Here is a 15,343-nt window from a genome sequence, read left to right as displayed (position 1 = left end):
ACTTCAGCAGTTTCAGTCACAACTGGTGCTTCAGCTTTTACTTCAGCAGTTTCAGTCACAACTGGTGCTTCAGCTTTTACTTCAGCAGTTTCAGTCACAACTGGTGCTTCAACTTTTACTTCAGCAGTTTCAGTTACAACAGGTGCTTCAACTTTTACTTCAGCAGTTTCAGTCACAGCTGGAGCTTCTGCTTTTGGCATTTGTACTGATGCTACTTCAATTGGCTCTACAGAAGTTTCTGCAACCACAACAACAGGTGCTTGAACTTCTTCTGCTACAGGCTTAGCAGCATTGTCAGACAAGTCTTCAACAACGTTTGGCTCAAATGCTGGAGTCGCATTTGGGTCGTTTTGTTGTGCATCTTCATCGCGACGACGACGTTGGCCTGCTGCACGTAAATGACGCGGGCTACGACGGCTTCTACGTTGACCATCACGTGGCTCACGAGCGTTTTCTTCTGATACTATAGCTTCTTCGCTTGTTTCAGCATTAGTGTCTGTTTCAACTTTCGCTTCAACCTTTTCAGCAACAGGTGCTTTTGGTGTTTCAACTACTGCAGGTGTAGCAGTTTCAACAGCGACTTCAACTTGCTCAGTTATCGCAGCTTCAGTTGATTCCACTTTTGCTTTTGGCTTACGTGGTTGACGCTTTGGTTTTGCAGGCTTGTCATCATTTGATGGCTTAGCTTGTGCTTGTGCTTCAGTTGCAACAGCATCGGCTTTAACTTCTTCTTGCTGTTCGTTGTTTACGCGAACTTTGCGGCGCATGTTACGACGTTGGCGACGCTCACGCGCAGCTTCTTGCTTAGGCTGTTCGTTAGTTGTGTCAGCTTTATTGTCTTTACGCGGCTTTTCGTTACGAGCTTGACGCTTGTTGTTTTCTTCAGCTGAAGAACGGTTGTCATTATTGTCGTTACGGTTGTTCTTGCGCTTATCTTTGGTTTGCTCAGCGTTATCGTTGCGGTTACGACGATTATCGTTGCGACGATTGCTGTTATTACGGCGGTTGTTATTACGACCTTGATTGCGGCTGTCTTTCTCTTGTTTCTTTGGCTCTACTTTTGGCTCTTCTTTGCTAGTAAATAGCGAGCTAATTGCAGCAGCAATTTTAGCGAAGAAGCCTGGTTCTTCATTCTTAGTGACAGCTGGTTTGCTTTCTTCTACTAGTGCTTTTTTAGGCGTAGAGAATCCTTTAAGTGCAGGTTGAGGTGACGCTGCTCTTTCAAGTTTACGTGGTTCGTAAAGTTTAGATTCTTCTTTTTCTAACAACTTGTAGCTTGATTCGCTAATTTCGTCATCTTTACGGTGACGAACAACGCGGTAGTCTGGTGTTGTCATGTTTGGATCTGGAATGACATACACTTCAACATTGTGACGTTTTTCAGTGATACGAATCGCTTTACGCTTTTCGTTCAGTAAGAACGCTGCAACATCAACAGGCACCACAGCTTCAATTTGCGAGGTATTCTCTTTAATCGCTTCTTCTTCCATTAGACGAAGAATAGAAAGAGCTAGCGATTCAGTACCACGAATGGTGCCTTGGCCATGACAACGAGGACATAAGTGAGCTGCTGATTCTTCTAAAGAAGGACGTAGACGTTGGCGAGACATTTCCATCAAACCAAAGCGAGAAATACGACCTAACTGTACGCGAGCACGGTCATGGTGAACGGCATCTTGCATACGTTTTTCAACTTCACGCTGATGACGTACTGGCGTCATGTCGATAAAGTCGATAACGACTAAACCACCTAAGTCACGTAGACGTAATTGACGTGCAATTTCATCAGCTGCTTCTAAGTTAGTGTTTAGCGCTGTTTCTTCGATATCACCGCCTTTTGTTGCGCGGGCAGAGTTAATATCGATAGATGTCAGTGCTTCTGTTGGATCAATAACAATTGAACCACCAGATGGTAAACGTACTTCACGTTGGAAAGCTGACTCAATTTGAGTTTCGATTTGGTAATGAGTAAACAGTGGCACTTCAGCGTCATAACGCTTGATACGCTCAACAAAGTCAGGACGTACTAGCGAAACGTGCTCTTTTGCTTGTTCATAAATGCGTGGGTGGTCAATTAAAATCTCACCAACATCACGACGTAAATAGTCGCGAATTGCGCGAACAATCACGTTACTTTCTTGGTGAATAAGGAAAGGCGCTGGTGCACTTTCTGCTGCTTCTTTAATTGCGGCCCAGTGGTGTTGTAGTACTTTTAAGTCCCACTTTAGCTCTGCTGGATCTTTACCTACACCGGCTGTACGGACAATAAGCCCCATGCCTTGTGGTACTTCTAGTTCTGCTAACGCAGCTTTTAATTCTGTACGCTCATCACCTTCGATACGACGTGAAATACCGCCAGCACGAGGGTTATTTGGCATTAGAACTAGGTAAGAACCTGCAAGACTGATAAAGGTTGTCAGCGCGGCACCTTTATTGCCACGTTCCTCTTTATCAATTTGAATAATAACTTCTTGGCCTTCTTTAACCACTTCCTTAATGCTAGGACGGCCTTGGAATGAGTAACCTTTTGGAAAGTATTCGCGAGCGATTTCTTTAAGTGGTAGGAAGCCGTGACGTTCAGCACCATAATCAACGAAAGCCGCTTCTAAAGACGGCTCGACTCGTGTGATGGTACCTTTATAGATATTGGCTTTCTTTTGCTCATGACCTGGGCTTTCAATATCCAAATCATATAGTTGTTGCCCATCAACAAGGGCAACGCGCAACTCTTCAGATTGAGTCGCATTGATTAACATCCGTTTCATGATGACGTAATTCTTCTTTATATAAGGTCATCAAACGATACAAATTTCACTGCATTACGGGCCTAGGGTTACAATACAAAGCCTCACGGCTGGTCTCTAGGCAAGGTGCGCATAACTGTTAGACGCATTCGCTGCGTGTCGCATCCTATTTATGGCTTATTTTTTTATGTTTACAAAAAACAAGGAATTCGTTGTTAAATGCCAACCAACCCCATAAATTCTTAAATACTTTCCGGTAATGCCAATTCGAAATGGTAGCGTCTGACGACAAGTTAAAATTATTCTTCGAAATTGGGGGCGTTTTCAGCAGAGAAACCAGTTGTAAGTTGGGCTTGCGCTTTGATTTAGTCGTGAAGGCAATTTGGTGGCCTTTTTATTGATACAACGACCCGTAAATCAATGATTTACTATCAAAGCATAAACATTTTTAGTCTCATGCTGTAACGTCATGCAACGCTGACTACAGGATACTTTATCCATGGAACACCAGCGATAGCGTGGGAAATATAGCAATAATAGATAAAATCAGCAAATGGAAAGGCACAATTCTTTTGAGTTGTTGTACAATGCTCAGCAACGAAATACATAACGGCGCAGCATGAATACTCCATCTCCAAAAGCACAAGTTCAAATGGTCACGATAGATGAGGACCACGTTGGACAACGTATCGACAATTTTCTTTTAACCAAACTGAAAGGCGTGCCTAAAAGTATGATCTATAGGATCGTGCGTAAAGGCGAGGTACGTGTAAACAAAAAACGTATTAAGCCAGAATACAAATTGGCCGATGGCGATGTGGTACGCGTGCCTCCAGTACGAGTTTCTGAAAGTGAAGGGCGTCCGGGTCCATCAGCAAAACTGACTAAAGTATCACAACTCGAAGAGCGGATCTTATTTGAAGACAAATACCTTATTGTATTGAATAAGCCTTCAGGGATTGCAGTTCATGGTGGCAGCGGTGTTGAGTTTGGTGTAATTGAAGCAATGCGTTCTTTACGAACTCAGCAAAAGTTCTTAGAGCTAGTTCACCGTTTAGATAAAGAAACCTCAGGCGTGTTACTTATCGCTAAAAAACGCAGTGCCTTGCGTCACCTGCATGATCAACTTAGATATAAGAAAATGCAGAAAGACTATGTCGCGCTTGTACGCGGTGAGTGGCAAGCTCACGATAAAGTGGTTAAAGCGCCTCTGTTAAAGCTGACACTTAAATCTGGTGAGCGAATTGTTCGAGTTAATAAAGAAGGTAAAGAGTCTGAAACGCGTTATAAAATCTTGCAACGTTACAGCGACTCGACGCTAGTTCAGGCTAGCCCGGTTACCGGCCGAACACACCAAATTCGTGTACATTGTCAGTATGCGGGCCATCCCATTGCCTGCGATGAGAAATACAGCGAACAGAAGTTTGATGACTCAATGCGCGCACAGGGATTAAATCGATTATTCCTGCATGCTGCGCAATTAAAGTTTACGCATCCAGAAACGGAAGAAGTGATGCAAGTTAAAGCGCCACTAGACCCAATACTCGAATCAACCTTGAAGAAGTTAAAGAAAGTATGAAGCCTTACGAATTAATCATTTTTGACTGGGATGGAACCCTAATGGATTCTGTCAGTAAAATTGTGACTTGCATGCAGCAGATGGCAAACGCGCTGTCGATAGAGATTCCATCAGAGCAAGCGGTGAGAGATATTATTGGTCTTTCTATGGAAGAAGCGTTTAAGACGCTTTATCCATTGATGCCAGTTACTGACTTTAAACCTATGGTTAATTCGTATAAAGAGCATTACTTAACACTGAACACCACGCCAAGCCCATTATTTGAAGGCTGTGAGCAGTTATTAACTGAATTGAGTGCTCGAGATTACCGTTTAGCTGTCGCCACAGGTAAGGGCCGTAATGGCTTAAATCGCGTGCTTAACGAAACAGGCCTTGGTCGCCACTTTGAGTCGAGTCGCTGCGCTGATGAGTCAAAGAGTAAACCAAATCCTGATATGATCCTTGAACTGCTTGAAGAGCTAAAAGTTAAGCCAGCTGACGCACTTATGGTTGGTGATTCGCTGCATGACTTAAATATGGCGAATAACGCTGGTGTTGATTCTGTTGGCGTGAGTTACGGTGCGCATAGCGAATCTCGGTTACTGCAAGCAAAACCAAAAGCGATTATTCATCATCCGACTCAGCTACTGAATATTTGCAGGTAACTTTACCGAAAGCGGGTATTTAGTTTTGGTTTTCAACACAGCACAAGAGTGTTAGCGCTGAAAACGCAGAGTTAAGTTATCTTTAAAGGGCAATAATCTAGGTTATTGCCCTTTTTGTTATCTATAAGATAGTAAGGTTAATAATGAACGAGTTGTTATAGTGTTTGTCGTTTAATGCAGACCGGCAGCGAGAGTTAATTTAGTTTGAATGTAGTCAATGGCAGGGCTCTTTTATATAACAGATGTTTTGATAAGAGAGCTTTTAATATCGGTTGGTATACTTAAACAGTTTGCGCTTTGGGTATGAGTTGCTTGCTAATCGCTCGTTCACAGCTTGTTGCCCAGATTCAAGTTAGCAAATGTACTATTGAGGTTTTAGGTCTAACGCTGAGCGCAGTTACTTTGCTTATATTTGAACATCTCATTGTCGGCATGACTAATTAACGCTGAGATCTCTGCTGAAGTATCTGTGACTAGATGTAAGCCGATACTGGCGCTCACATCAATACGTTTGCCTTCAACAATTAATGAAGTGCATAACGCTTGTTGTAATTGTTCCCGTAATCGATGGATCAAGCTTTGGCCGCTTGGGCCTGTTTGTGCACAAGTAAATGTTGTGATCAGCACAAATTCATCGCCGCCAATTCTGGCTACGGTATCGTGTTGAGCACAGATTTTAGTGAGGAGTCTAGCAACCTCTTTTAATACTAAGTCACCGATCTGGTGACCGAAGTTGTCATTTATTGATTTGAAATCATCAATATCGATGTAAGCAATGGCGACCTTATTAGGGCTATCGTTTTCTACTGCAAGTAATTGCTCAAATTGCTGAAACAACGAACGTCGATTTGCTAGCCCTGTTAAGCTGTCATGATTGGCTAAAAACTCCACTTTACTTTTGGCATTCTCAAGTTCAGTAATGTTGTGTGCTGAAACGATAGCACCCTTAATTTTACCATTGCCGTCATAATAGGGGTTATGGTGAACATCGAGAAATATTGGTTGTTCGATATGGGGGGGATGGATCCATACCTGGGTTTTAATTTGCTCTCCTAAAAAACATCTGTCGAGTAACGGTTTAATTTGTCCCTCAAACACCGGCTGACCGTGTAACTCTGGCACAGCTTTACCGATTATCTGCTCTTGAGGTAAGTTAAACAGTGACTCATAGCCTTTAGAAACCACTCTATAAATGTAATGAGTATCGACAAAAGACATGTATTGCTCTGAGCTGGTGATCATCTCCTGATGCTGTACTAATTCTTGAGTCAATATGTGACGGTGGTACTCAACACCAATACGTTGCGCCAATAACCTGAAAAATTCTTTAGATTTGGTATTTTCTGTTTGTGGTAGTTGGTCTAAAACGAAAATATGTCCGAGTACTGTGCCACTATTATTTACAATTTTCTCTGCTTGATAACTATGAGCGTCAAGAGACTTAAGTAGTGGAAAGTCTGGAAACCGATTTTGTAGATCGTGACTGAAAATAAGGTGGCACTTTTCAGTTTGCCAATAAACTTGTTCGCAAGGAGAGCCCTTAAGTTCAAACTCAAAACTGGGAAGGCTTTTTTTTCCGTCACAAAAAGCAATCACTTCACCAAATCCTGGTCGCTCTGAGAGGCGTGCAAACCCCGCCCAACGACATTGGGTCACTAAAGTTAATGCGCTTAGTGCTCGGGTAAAGAAGCGTTCATCTGTATAAGGTGCAGCAAGTAACGCTAACGCTTCCTCAATGTTGGTCATAGTCCATTCTCAACCGTTACGTCAGCGGCAAACTGATTGATTTGCTTTAATTGTCTGTTTGCCGTGGGGTTTATACTCCCGTTGACTGTCACAGGTGGCCGTAGCCCCAAATTTGTTAGGCTAATTTTAGTTGAGTAAGCACTAATCTGCTGGTTATTTTGTTTTTTGCTTAATGGCTCGTTTGATTGTGATGGTTAGCTCCTACTCTGAGGAGCTAACATGGATGCTAGATAACAGCTACTCCTTGGCTATTTAGCAAATCAATCAATGAAATTAACGGTAAGCCGATTAAGGTATTTGGATCTTTACCCTCAAGTTTTTCAAATAGTGCAATGCCAAGCCCTTCGCTTTTAAAGCTACCTGCGCAGTAAAAAGGCTGCTCCATATCAACGTAGTTACAGATCTGTTTATTGGTCAATGTGCGAAAATGCACCACAAAAGGCTCGACAATGTCATCTTGTTGCCCGGTTGCGCCGTTGTGTAGTGCTAGCCCTGTGTAAAAGGTGATTGCTTTGCCACTTGCTGCGGTTAATTGTTTAATTGCCGTCTCGCGATTTAATGGCTTCCCTATTATCTTGCCATCAATAACAGCAACTTGATCAGAACCAATGACGAGCGACTCTGGATGCTGCTCAAGACCAGCGGCAGCTTTACTATTGGCTAGACGTAGCACTAATTGTGTTGGTGACTCATTATCTAAGGCTGTTTCATCGACTTCAGGGGAGCAACAGGTAAATGGCAGCTGAAGCTTTTTAAGAAGTTGTTGTCTAAAAGGAGAGGTAGATGCAAGTACAATCTGAGCAGACATGAAATAGGCCTTATCGGTTTATGGTTAGCTTGGCTTAAATACCATTATTTATAGCCTTTGATGGGCTGAGTTTAAAAAACGCTGCTAATTATCGCTAAAACGCGCAATAAGCGCAAAGCTTGCAAGAGAGCTGTGAGTCCTTTGCTATTACTCTTTGCTACTAAATAAGAGCTAGGTTGAGACTTAGTGGCAAATTACATCGTTTAGCCGCTTAAATTGATATAATGGTGACATGTTAAGCGGCAGTACAGCTAATTGCATTATCTTGAACCTATATTACACGCCACCAGTTTTGTATTTGTGCATGTTAGTTTTGCAACAGGAGTTATCTATGTTCAAGTTATGGTTAGCCATTATTATTATGTTGTCGGTTGTGGTGCATTTAAGCGGTGATGTTAGTCGTCCTTTTTATCCGACGATAATAGCTGCAATGGTACTCGGGGCATTAGCTCGAGAAGTTATCGCAAAACTCGATCATGTTGTTGTGCATTGGGCGTCGGGAATAAAAGAGACTAGTCATAAGTCAACTTAACCCCTAGCTCTTGTCTCTAATAGCCAATCAAGCAGTAAAAGCGGGCTCAATTGGGTAAATGGTCTATCTTTAATCATGGAGTTAATCTGTTGGCTGGTGCTGCAATAGTGCAGATTAATTCTAAAGTAGTGATTAAGCCGATGCTTTTACGAACACTTAGACTATTTTGTACGTGAAAATTAATGTCATGACGGCTGCCTTTCTTATATAATGCGGCCACCTAACAACTCACTTAGCCGATGAAGTAAGCAATAATTTAATGCAATCATATGAGGGTATTGACTTTGTGGAATTTCACGGTAATATGCGCGCCTTATGCAAACAGTAAAGATACCGGTTTCAATTGATCCCGTTCGCGCTGCCAGTAGCCAGATTTCATATGAAGGCATGGTGCCTGGTAAGCAGTTAAAGCGATTAAATGAATTATGTGCCGGCGACTGTTCTGACGTGGCAGTGTCGCTTGAATGCGGCGTAGATATACAGGGGATAGTCTACCTTAACGGGAAGGCTGTGACGGAGCTCACTCTGGATTGTCAACGTTGTATGACACTATTTACCACTGAGGTTACGGTCGAGTTTAGTTTTGGACTTTGTAAGACTGAAGCTGAAATCGATGAGCTCCCGGATGCGTATGAGCCTATTGAGTGCAATGAAATTGGCGAAATTCGTCTACATCAATTGATTGAAGATGAATTGATAATTGCTATGCCTTTGATTGCCATGCATGAGAATGAAGATTGTCATCTAGGTAAGCAAGACATAGTTGTAGGCGAGATCGAACCCGCTCAAGAGGAGCGTCCAAATCCGTTTGCAGTGTTAGAAAAACTGAAGAGCAAGTAATCTAGGAGACAGGGCCAATGGCTGTACAACAGAATAAAAAATCTCGTTCTAAGCGCGGTATGCGTCGTTCACACGATTCTTTGAGCACAGCTCAATTATCTGTGGATGCAACGAGTGGTGAACTTCACCGTCGTCACAACGTGACTGCGGACGGTTTCTACCGTGGTCAAAAGGTTATCAACAAGTAATTTGTTGAGACCCTTATGACAAATCTGACGCTTGCGTTAGATGCGATGGGGGGCGACTTTGGTCCCCGCATCACAGTGCCTGCAACTTTGCAGGCACTTCGCTTAAACCCCCTCCTAAAAATCGTACTAGTGGGCGATAAAACCCAAATAGACGAACATTTAGCATCTGCCGAAACGGCATTAAAAAGCCGAATTGAGATTAAACATACGACCGAAGTGGTTACTATGTCTGATCGGCCCGTGCACGCCTTAAGAAATCGCAAGCAAAGTTCAATGCGTTTAGCCATAGAGCTAGTGCGTGATGGCAAAGCCCAAGCTTGCTTAAGTGCTGGTAATACAGGCGCATTAATGGCTATGTCCAAAGTGCTGCTTAAAACATTACCGGGCATTGACCGACCTGCGCTTGTGAGTTGTTTACCCGCGGTAAATAATACCCCAGTTTATCTACTAGACTTAGGGGCTAACGTTTCTTGTGACTCCGAAACCTTATTTCAATTTGCAGTAATGGGTTCGGTGCTCTGCGAAACAGTCGATAAAACGGTCGCGCCAAAGGTCGCTTTACTTAATGTGGGCATCGAAGAGATTAAAGGTAATGATCAGGTTCAACAAGCTGGTCAACTACTGCAACAAATTCCTCAAATAAACTATACCGGGTTTATTGAGGGTGATGAGATTTACTCTGGCAACGTAGATGTGATTGTTTGTGATGGTTTTGTTGGAAATATCACTTTGAAAACCTCAGAGGGTATTGCACGTTTATTAGTGCATCAGCTAAAAAAGGGCCTAAGCCAAGGCTTTTTTGTGCGTATTCTCTCAAAAATCATCGCGCCACGTATACGTTCCTTGTTAAATCAGATGAACCCCGACCACTATAATGGTGCAAGTCTGATAGGATTGCGCGGAATTGTAGTAAAAAGTCATGGGTGTGCAGACGAAGCTGCTTTTTTACAAGCAATTAGTTTGGCAGTAACCGAAGCACAACGTCGACTCCCACAGATGATTGAAGATCGTCTTGAGTCGATTCTTTTAGACATTAATAGCTGATAAATTCCTTATGCATACAAAAATTCTTGGTACTGGTAGTTATCTACCCGTGCAAGTGCGCAGTAATCTTGATCTTGAAAAGATGGTTGAAACCACTGATCAATGGATCGTAGAACGTACTGGTATTTCTGAACGTCGAATCGCTGCAGCAGATGAAACTGTTGCCACTATGGGATACCAAGCTGCGCTTAAAGCCATTGAAATGGCTGGCATTGACGCATCTGAAATTGACATGATTGTTTGTGGTACCACAAGTGCGAGCAATGCATTTCCTGCTGCGGCATGTGAAATACAAGCCATGCTCGGTATCCACACTATTCCTGCTTTTGATATTGCAGCCGCGTGTTCAGGCTTTGTGTATGCCTTATCTGTAGCTGATCAATACGTTAAATCTGGCGCGGCAAGAAATGTACTTGTGATTGGCGCCGACGTGTTGTCACGTTTATGTGAGCCAGAAGATCGCTCAACCATTATTTTATTTGGTGACGGTGCTGGTGCAGCAGTCGTTGGTCGCTCTGAAGAGCCAGGCATTATCTCTACGCATATCTTTGCTGATGGCCGTCAAGGCGATTTGTTAAAGTGCTCGATCCCACCGCGTAAAGGTGAAACATCAGAAGCTGTTGGTTATATGACCATGAAAGGCAATGATGTATTTAAAGTTGCCGTGACTCAGCTATCTCATGTGGTCACCGAAACTCTGCGCCATAACAATGTCGACAAGTCAGAAATCGACTGGCTAGTGCCGCATCAAGCAAACTTTAGAATTATTAAAGCGACTGCCAAAAAGCTAGATATGAGCTTAGATAAGGTGGTATTAACGCTTGCTAAACACGGTAATACGTCCGCAGCTTCAGTGCCAATTGCGCTCGATGAAGCGGTTAGAGACGGACGTATTAAGCGTGGCCAATTATTATTACTTGAAGCCTTCGGCGCAGGATTTGCCTGGGGAAGTGCTTTAGTTCGTTTTTAATTAACGTTCGAATTTATTTTAATAAGTAGACGCGGATTTAAAGGTAGATAAATATGGAAAATACGGCTTTTGTATTCCCAGGGCAAGGTTCGCAAGCATTAGGTATGTTGGCCGAACTTGCGCAGTCACAAGCAGTTATCGGTGAAACCTTTGCTCAGGCAAGCAGTGTATTAGGTTACGATTTATGGCAATTGGTTCAAGAAGGGCCGGTTGAAACATTAAACGAAACTGACAAGACTCAGCCTGCTTTATTAGCTGCAAGTGTAGCCATTTACCGCGCATATTTAGCATCAGGCAAAGCTGCACCAAGCGTTATGGCTGGCCATAGCTTAGGTGAGTACTCAGCATTAGTTTGTGCTGGCGTGATTGATTTTGAAGCGGCAATTAAACTTGTTGAACTGCGTGGTCAATTAATGCAACAAGCTGTTCCTGCCGGAACAGGCGCAATGTTTGCCATTATTGGTTTAGATAATGACGCGATTGCTAAAGCATGTCTTGAGGCCGCAGAAGGCGCTGTAGTTAGCCCTGTTAACTACAATAGCCCAGGTCAAGTTGTTATCGCAGGTGAAAAAGCCGCTGTTGAGCGTGCTGCCGCTTTATGTAAAGCTAACGGCGCTAAAATGGCTGTTGCATTACCAGTAAGCGTGCCGTCACATTGCCAATTAATGAAGCCAGCTGCTGATAAACTTGCTGAAGCATTAGCAGATATCACTTTTGATACGCCTACTGTAAAAGTGATTAACAATGTTGATGTAGCAAGCCCAACATCGGCTGACGAGATTAAAGATGCACTAGTTCGCCAATTATACTGCCCAGTTCGCTGGTCAGAAACAGTTGAGCTAATGGCGTCAAACGGTACGACTAATTTGTTTGAAATTGGACCGGGTAAAGTATTAACTGGTCTAACAAAACGCATTAATCGCTCACTTTCAGCGCAAGCTGTAAACGATGAAGCATCATTAACGGCATTGACCGCATAAGGAAATTTAATGAGTATTAGTTTTGATCTAACGGGTAAAGTTGCTCTAGTCACCGGCGCTAGCCGCGGTATTGGCCGTGCAGTTGCAGAAACCTTAGTTTCAGCTGGTGCAGTGGTTATTGGCACTGCAACAAGTGAGCGCGGTGCAGAAGCGATTCAAGCTTATTTAGGCGACAAAGGTCATGGTCTTGTTTTAAACGTGACTGATGGCGACTCAGTAAAAGCCTTGTTTGAAACGATTAAAGAAAAAGCGGGCGATGTTGATATTTTAGTCAATAACGCCGGTATTACTCGTGACAATTTGTTAATGCGAATGAAAGATAATGAATGGAATGATATCCTAGATACCAACCTAACATCTTTGTTCCGCACCTCAAAAGCGGTAATGAGACCGATGATGAAAAAGCGTAATGGGCGCATCATCAATATTGGCTCTGTTGTAGGCACAATGGGCAATGCAGGGCAAACTAACTACTCTGCAGCTAAAGCTGGTTTGATCGGATTTACAAAATCTCTTGCAAGAGAGGTTGCATCTCGTCAAATTACAGTTAATGCTATTGCTCCTGGATTTATCCAGACTGACATGACAGATGAGCTGACGGAAGACCAGCAAAAAGCTATTATGTCTCAGGTGCCAATGGAAAGGCTTGGTCAGGCGCAGGAAATTGCTAACGCAGTCCTCTTTTTAGCGTCAGACTCTGCTGCTTACATCACTGGAGAAACTCTTCACGTGAACGGCGGCATGTACATGGTTTAAAGGGAACGGCAGGCTGTTACCGCCTACTTGGGGTGATCTGCATCAACTGCAGGCTTGATTGTGGTTAGACCACGAAAGTTAAGCTTGCAATGTCTGCCAAATTCAATAAACTACTCGCAATCTTGCGCAAGTGCGTAATTTGAATAGGAAAGAAAACTAATGAGCAACATCGAAGAACGTGTAAAGAAAATCATCATCGAGCAACTAGGTGTTAAAGAAGAAGACGTTAAATCAGCAGCATCTTTCGTTGACGATTTAGGTGCGGATTCTCTAGACACTGTTGAGTTGGTTATGGCTCTAGAAGAAGAGTTTGACACCGAGATCCCTGATGAAGAAGCTGAAAAGATCACTACTGTTCAAGCAGCGATCGATTACGTTTCTAAGAATCAGTAATCTAGAATTCTTGAAAACAGGCGGCATTTTTGCCGCCTGTTTTTGTTTGTAAAGCCGCTGGTTGACTTATTGTTTCAAGCTTCGCTTCCTCAATACTTATTGACCTAGATAAGTATTACTCCAACCAGAACTGGCAACTCCCCATTGCAACCCTTGTATTTGTTGTAGCGGGATAGGTATTGGTAGTTCAATCTCTTTGCAGCTATCATCGTTATTCATTTTGAAAGTAAAAAGGTGACCGCGTGTCTAAACGTCGAGTAGTCATAACGGGCTTAGGTTTAGTGAGCCCAGTGGGAAATACAGTCGATTCTTCTTGGAAAGCACTGGTTTCAGGCAAGAGTGGTATCGCGCCGATAACTAAATTTGATGCGAGTGAATTCACAACCCGTATTAGTGGCTCTGTAAAAGATTTTGATGTCGAGCAATACATGTCTCGCAAAGATGCCCGTAAAATGGATTTGTTTATTCAATACGGTATGGCCGCGGGGATTCAAGCTGTAGAAGACTCAGGTCTTGAAATGGATAAGCTTGATCCTGCGCGTGTGGGAACTGCAATTGGCGCCGGTATGGGCGGCATGCCGCTAATTGAGCAAAACCATTCGGCTATGCTTAAGGGCGGACCACGTAAGATCTCACCATTTTTTGTACCTAGTACCATTATCAATATGATTGCTGGCCACTTGTCGATTAAATACGGCATGACAGGTCCAAATTTTGCTGTCACTACTGCTTGTACTACAGGTGTGCATAACATTGGCTTTGCGGCGCGTACAATCGCTTATGGCGATGCTGATGTTATGATTGCCGGCGGCGCTGAAGATGTGACTTGTCCATTAGCCGTTGGCGGCTTTGGTTCTGCTAAAGCACTATCAACTCGTAATGACGATCCAGAAGCGGCAAGCCGCCCATGGGATAAAGACCGTGATGGTTTTGTTATTGGCGATGGCGCAGGTGTGATGGTCGTAGAAGAGTACGAGCATGCTAAAGCACGTGGCGCGACTATCTATGCTGAGCTTGTAGGCTTTGGTATGAGCGGTGATGCATTCCATATGACGTCACCACCAAGTGATGGCGCTGGCGCAGCTGCGGCAATGGTTAATGCGATTAATGACGCTAAAGTTGGTCGTGAACAGATTGGTTATATCAATGCTCACGGTACATCAACTCCTGCTGGCGATAAAGCTGAAGCCGCAGCGGTTAAGTCAGTATTTGGCGACCACGCTTATGATCTATTGGTGAGTTCAACTAAGTCAATGACGGGTCACTTGTTAGGTGCAGCTGGTTCAGTTGAAGCAATTATTACCATCCTTGCACTAAAAGATCAGGTTATTCCACCAACACTGAACTTAGATAATCCAGATGAAGGCTGTGATTTGGACTTTGTGCCGCACACTGCTCGTGATTACAAATTTGACTATGGTCTTTGTAACTCATTTGGTTTTGGTGGTACTAACGGCTCGTTACTTTTCAAAAAAGTATAACCAGCTCAGTTAGCTACACTGATTTTAAAGCGCCGCAAGGCGCTTTTTTATTGGCAATAACAAAGTAAAATTATGAACAAGTTCACACTATTTCCGGCAAATATTAAAACTGCATAACGTCAAGATTAACCTTAGTTAATCTGTTGAAAAGGCGCTAGAAAATATAGATCTTTAGGCAGATACTGCGGGCATAAGCTCAAGCGATGAGCTCAATGTAGATCTTACCTAAGGGACACGAAAGTGCTAAATCCAATTGTTATTCCAATTATGCCAATTTTAGGCATCATCACTGCAAATATTAATGAACTTATACGCGGTGAATCGTCAGCGCGTTTACCAGAGCTGCAATTGGGCGTAAAAACCTTCAATGCAGCAGTCGCCGCCTTTAGCATTGTTTGGTTCGCGTTGTTAATTACTGCCATTGATGTCAGTAACGCTAATAGTGTTATTGCAGGTATTGAGGTCATGGGCTTATTTTTAGCAGGTATAGCCGCTTATACGCTGTTTAACGGTGGTAAGTACTTTGGAATGGCATCGCAACTATGGGTTTACCGTTTGGCATTACCTATGGTTTTAGGTGGTAGCTTTTTAGTCGGTCAGTTTGGCTAAAAGGTGCTGATATAAAGAATTTGGCGTAA

Annotated in this window: 15 protein-coding genes; 12 read left to right on the top strand and 3 right to left on the bottom strand. The window is 43.2% G+C overall.

Annotation, left to right across the window (positions count from 1 at the left end; translation table 11 throughout):
• Positions 1-2,765, bottom strand: a 2,765-nt coding sequence (rne, locus tag L2740_RS18045) for a ribonuclease E (RefSeq protein ID WP_248951451.1), incomplete at its 3' end; no start/stop codon positions are given.
• A gap of 598 nt (positions 2,766-3,363) precedes the next feature.
• On the opposite strand from rne, the gene rluC reads away from it, so the two are divergent.
• Both rluC and L2740_RS18035 read left to right on the top strand, forming a co-directional pair.
• The gene (rluC, locus tag L2740_RS18040; RefSeq protein ID WP_248470612.1) at positions 3,364-4,323 is read left to right on the top strand and encodes a 23S rRNA pseudouridine(955/2504/2580) synthase RluC; all 960 of its coding nucleotides are present in this window, start codon (positions 3,364-3,366) and stop codon (positions 4,321-4,323) included.
• The gene (locus tag L2740_RS18035) at positions 4,320-4,967 is read left to right on the top strand and encodes an HAD-IA family hydrolase (protein ID WP_248951450.1); all 648 of its coding nucleotides are present in this window, start codon (positions 4,320-4,322) and stop codon (positions 4,965-4,967) included. The genes rluC and L2740_RS18035 overlap by 4 nt, the downstream gene beginning before the upstream one ends.
• Before the next feature lie 381 nt (positions 4,968-5,348).
• On the opposite strand, the gene L2740_RS18030 is transcribed toward L2740_RS18035, so the two are convergent.
• Together L2740_RS18030 and L2740_RS18025 are read right to left on the bottom strand one after the other, a co-directional pair.
• Positions 5,349-6,713: a sensor domain-containing diguanylate cyclase gene (locus L2740_RS18030; RefSeq protein ID WP_248951449.1), complete on the bottom strand. Its 1,365-nt coding sequence runs from the start codon at positions 6,711-6,713 to the stop codon at positions 5,349-5,351.
• 226 nt (positions 6,714-6,939) lie between these two features.
• Positions 6,940-7,521 (bottom strand): Maf family protein, encoded by a 582-nt coding sequence (locus tag L2740_RS18025; protein ID WP_248951448.1) that lies wholly within the window; start codon positions 7,519-7,521, stop codon positions 6,940-6,942.
• 331 nt (positions 7,522-7,852) lie between these two features.
• On the opposite strand from L2740_RS18025, the gene L2740_RS18020 reads away from it, so the two are divergent.
• The 10 genes from L2740_RS18020 to L2740_RS17975 all read left to right on the top strand — a co-directional run bounded on the left by L2740_RS18020 (position 7,853) and on the right by L2740_RS17975 (position 15,314).
• Complete coding sequence (locus tag L2740_RS18020) at positions 7,853-8,053, top strand: hypothetical protein (protein WP_248951447.1); 201 nt, start codon at positions 7,853-7,855, stop codon at positions 8,051-8,053.
• A 315-nt stretch (positions 8,054-8,368) separates the two neighbouring features.
• Positions 8,369-8,893 (top strand): 23S rRNA accumulation protein YceD, encoded by a 525-nt coding sequence (gene yceD / locus L2740_RS18015; protein ID WP_220767556.1) that lies wholly within the window; start codon positions 8,369-8,371, stop codon positions 8,891-8,893.
• Between the two features lie 17 nt (positions 8,894-8,910).
• A complete protein-coding gene (gene rpmF, locus L2740_RS18010) occupies positions 8,911-9,081 on the top strand; it encodes a 50S ribosomal protein L32 (protein ID WP_020913118.1) in 171 nt (56 codons plus the stop codon).
• 15 nt (positions 9,082-9,096) lie between these two features.
• Positions 9,097-10,125, top strand: coding sequence for a phosphate acyltransferase PlsX (gene plsX, locus L2740_RS18005; protein ID WP_248951446.1), 1,029 nt, complete (start codon positions 9,097-9,099; stop codon positions 10,123-10,125).
• Positions 10,126-10,135: 10 nt separating this feature from the next.
• The gene (locus L2740_RS18000; protein WP_248951445.1) at positions 10,136-11,095 is read left to right on the top strand and encodes a beta-ketoacyl-ACP synthase III; all 960 of its coding nucleotides are present in this window, start codon (positions 10,136-10,138) and stop codon (positions 11,093-11,095) included.
• Between the two features lie 53 nt (positions 11,096-11,148).
• Positions 11,149-12,075 carry an ACP S-malonyltransferase gene (gene fabD / locus L2740_RS17995; RefSeq protein WP_248951444.1) on the top strand — a complete coding sequence of 309 codons (927 nt, stop codon included), beginning with the start codon at positions 11,149-11,151 and terminating at the stop codon, positions 12,073-12,075.
• Between the two features lie 9 nt (positions 12,076-12,084).
• The gene (fabG, locus tag L2740_RS17990) at positions 12,085-12,831 is read left to right on the top strand and encodes a 3-oxoacyl-ACP reductase FabG (RefSeq protein WP_248951443.1); all 747 of its coding nucleotides are present in this window, start codon (positions 12,085-12,087) and stop codon (positions 12,829-12,831) included.
• A 159-nt stretch (positions 12,832-12,990) separates the two neighbouring features.
• Positions 12,991-13,224: an acyl carrier protein gene (gene acpP / locus L2740_RS17985; RefSeq protein ID WP_011496723.1), complete on the top strand. Its 234-nt coding sequence runs from the start codon at positions 12,991-12,993 to the stop codon at positions 13,222-13,224.
• Positions 13,225-13,466: 242 nt separating this feature from the next.
• Positions 13,467-14,705, top strand: a complete 1,239-nt coding sequence (gene fabF, locus L2740_RS17980; RefSeq protein ID WP_248951442.1) for a beta-ketoacyl-ACP synthase II — start codon at positions 13,467-13,469, stop codon at positions 14,703-14,705.
• Positions 14,706-14,945: 240 nt separating this feature from the next.
• Entirely contained in the window at positions 14,946-15,314 is a 369-nt protein-coding gene (locus L2740_RS17975) for a hypothetical protein (RefSeq protein WP_248951441.1), read from the top strand.
• The last annotated feature ends 29 nt before the right edge of the window (positions 15,315-15,343 follow it).

The organism is Shewanella pneumatophori (genome assembly GCF_023283895.1).
Lineage (GTDB): Bacteria > Pseudomonadota > Gammaproteobacteria > Enterobacterales > Shewanellaceae > Shewanella > Shewanella pneumatophori.
This window is presented reverse-complemented; position numbering and strand designations above follow the sequence as displayed.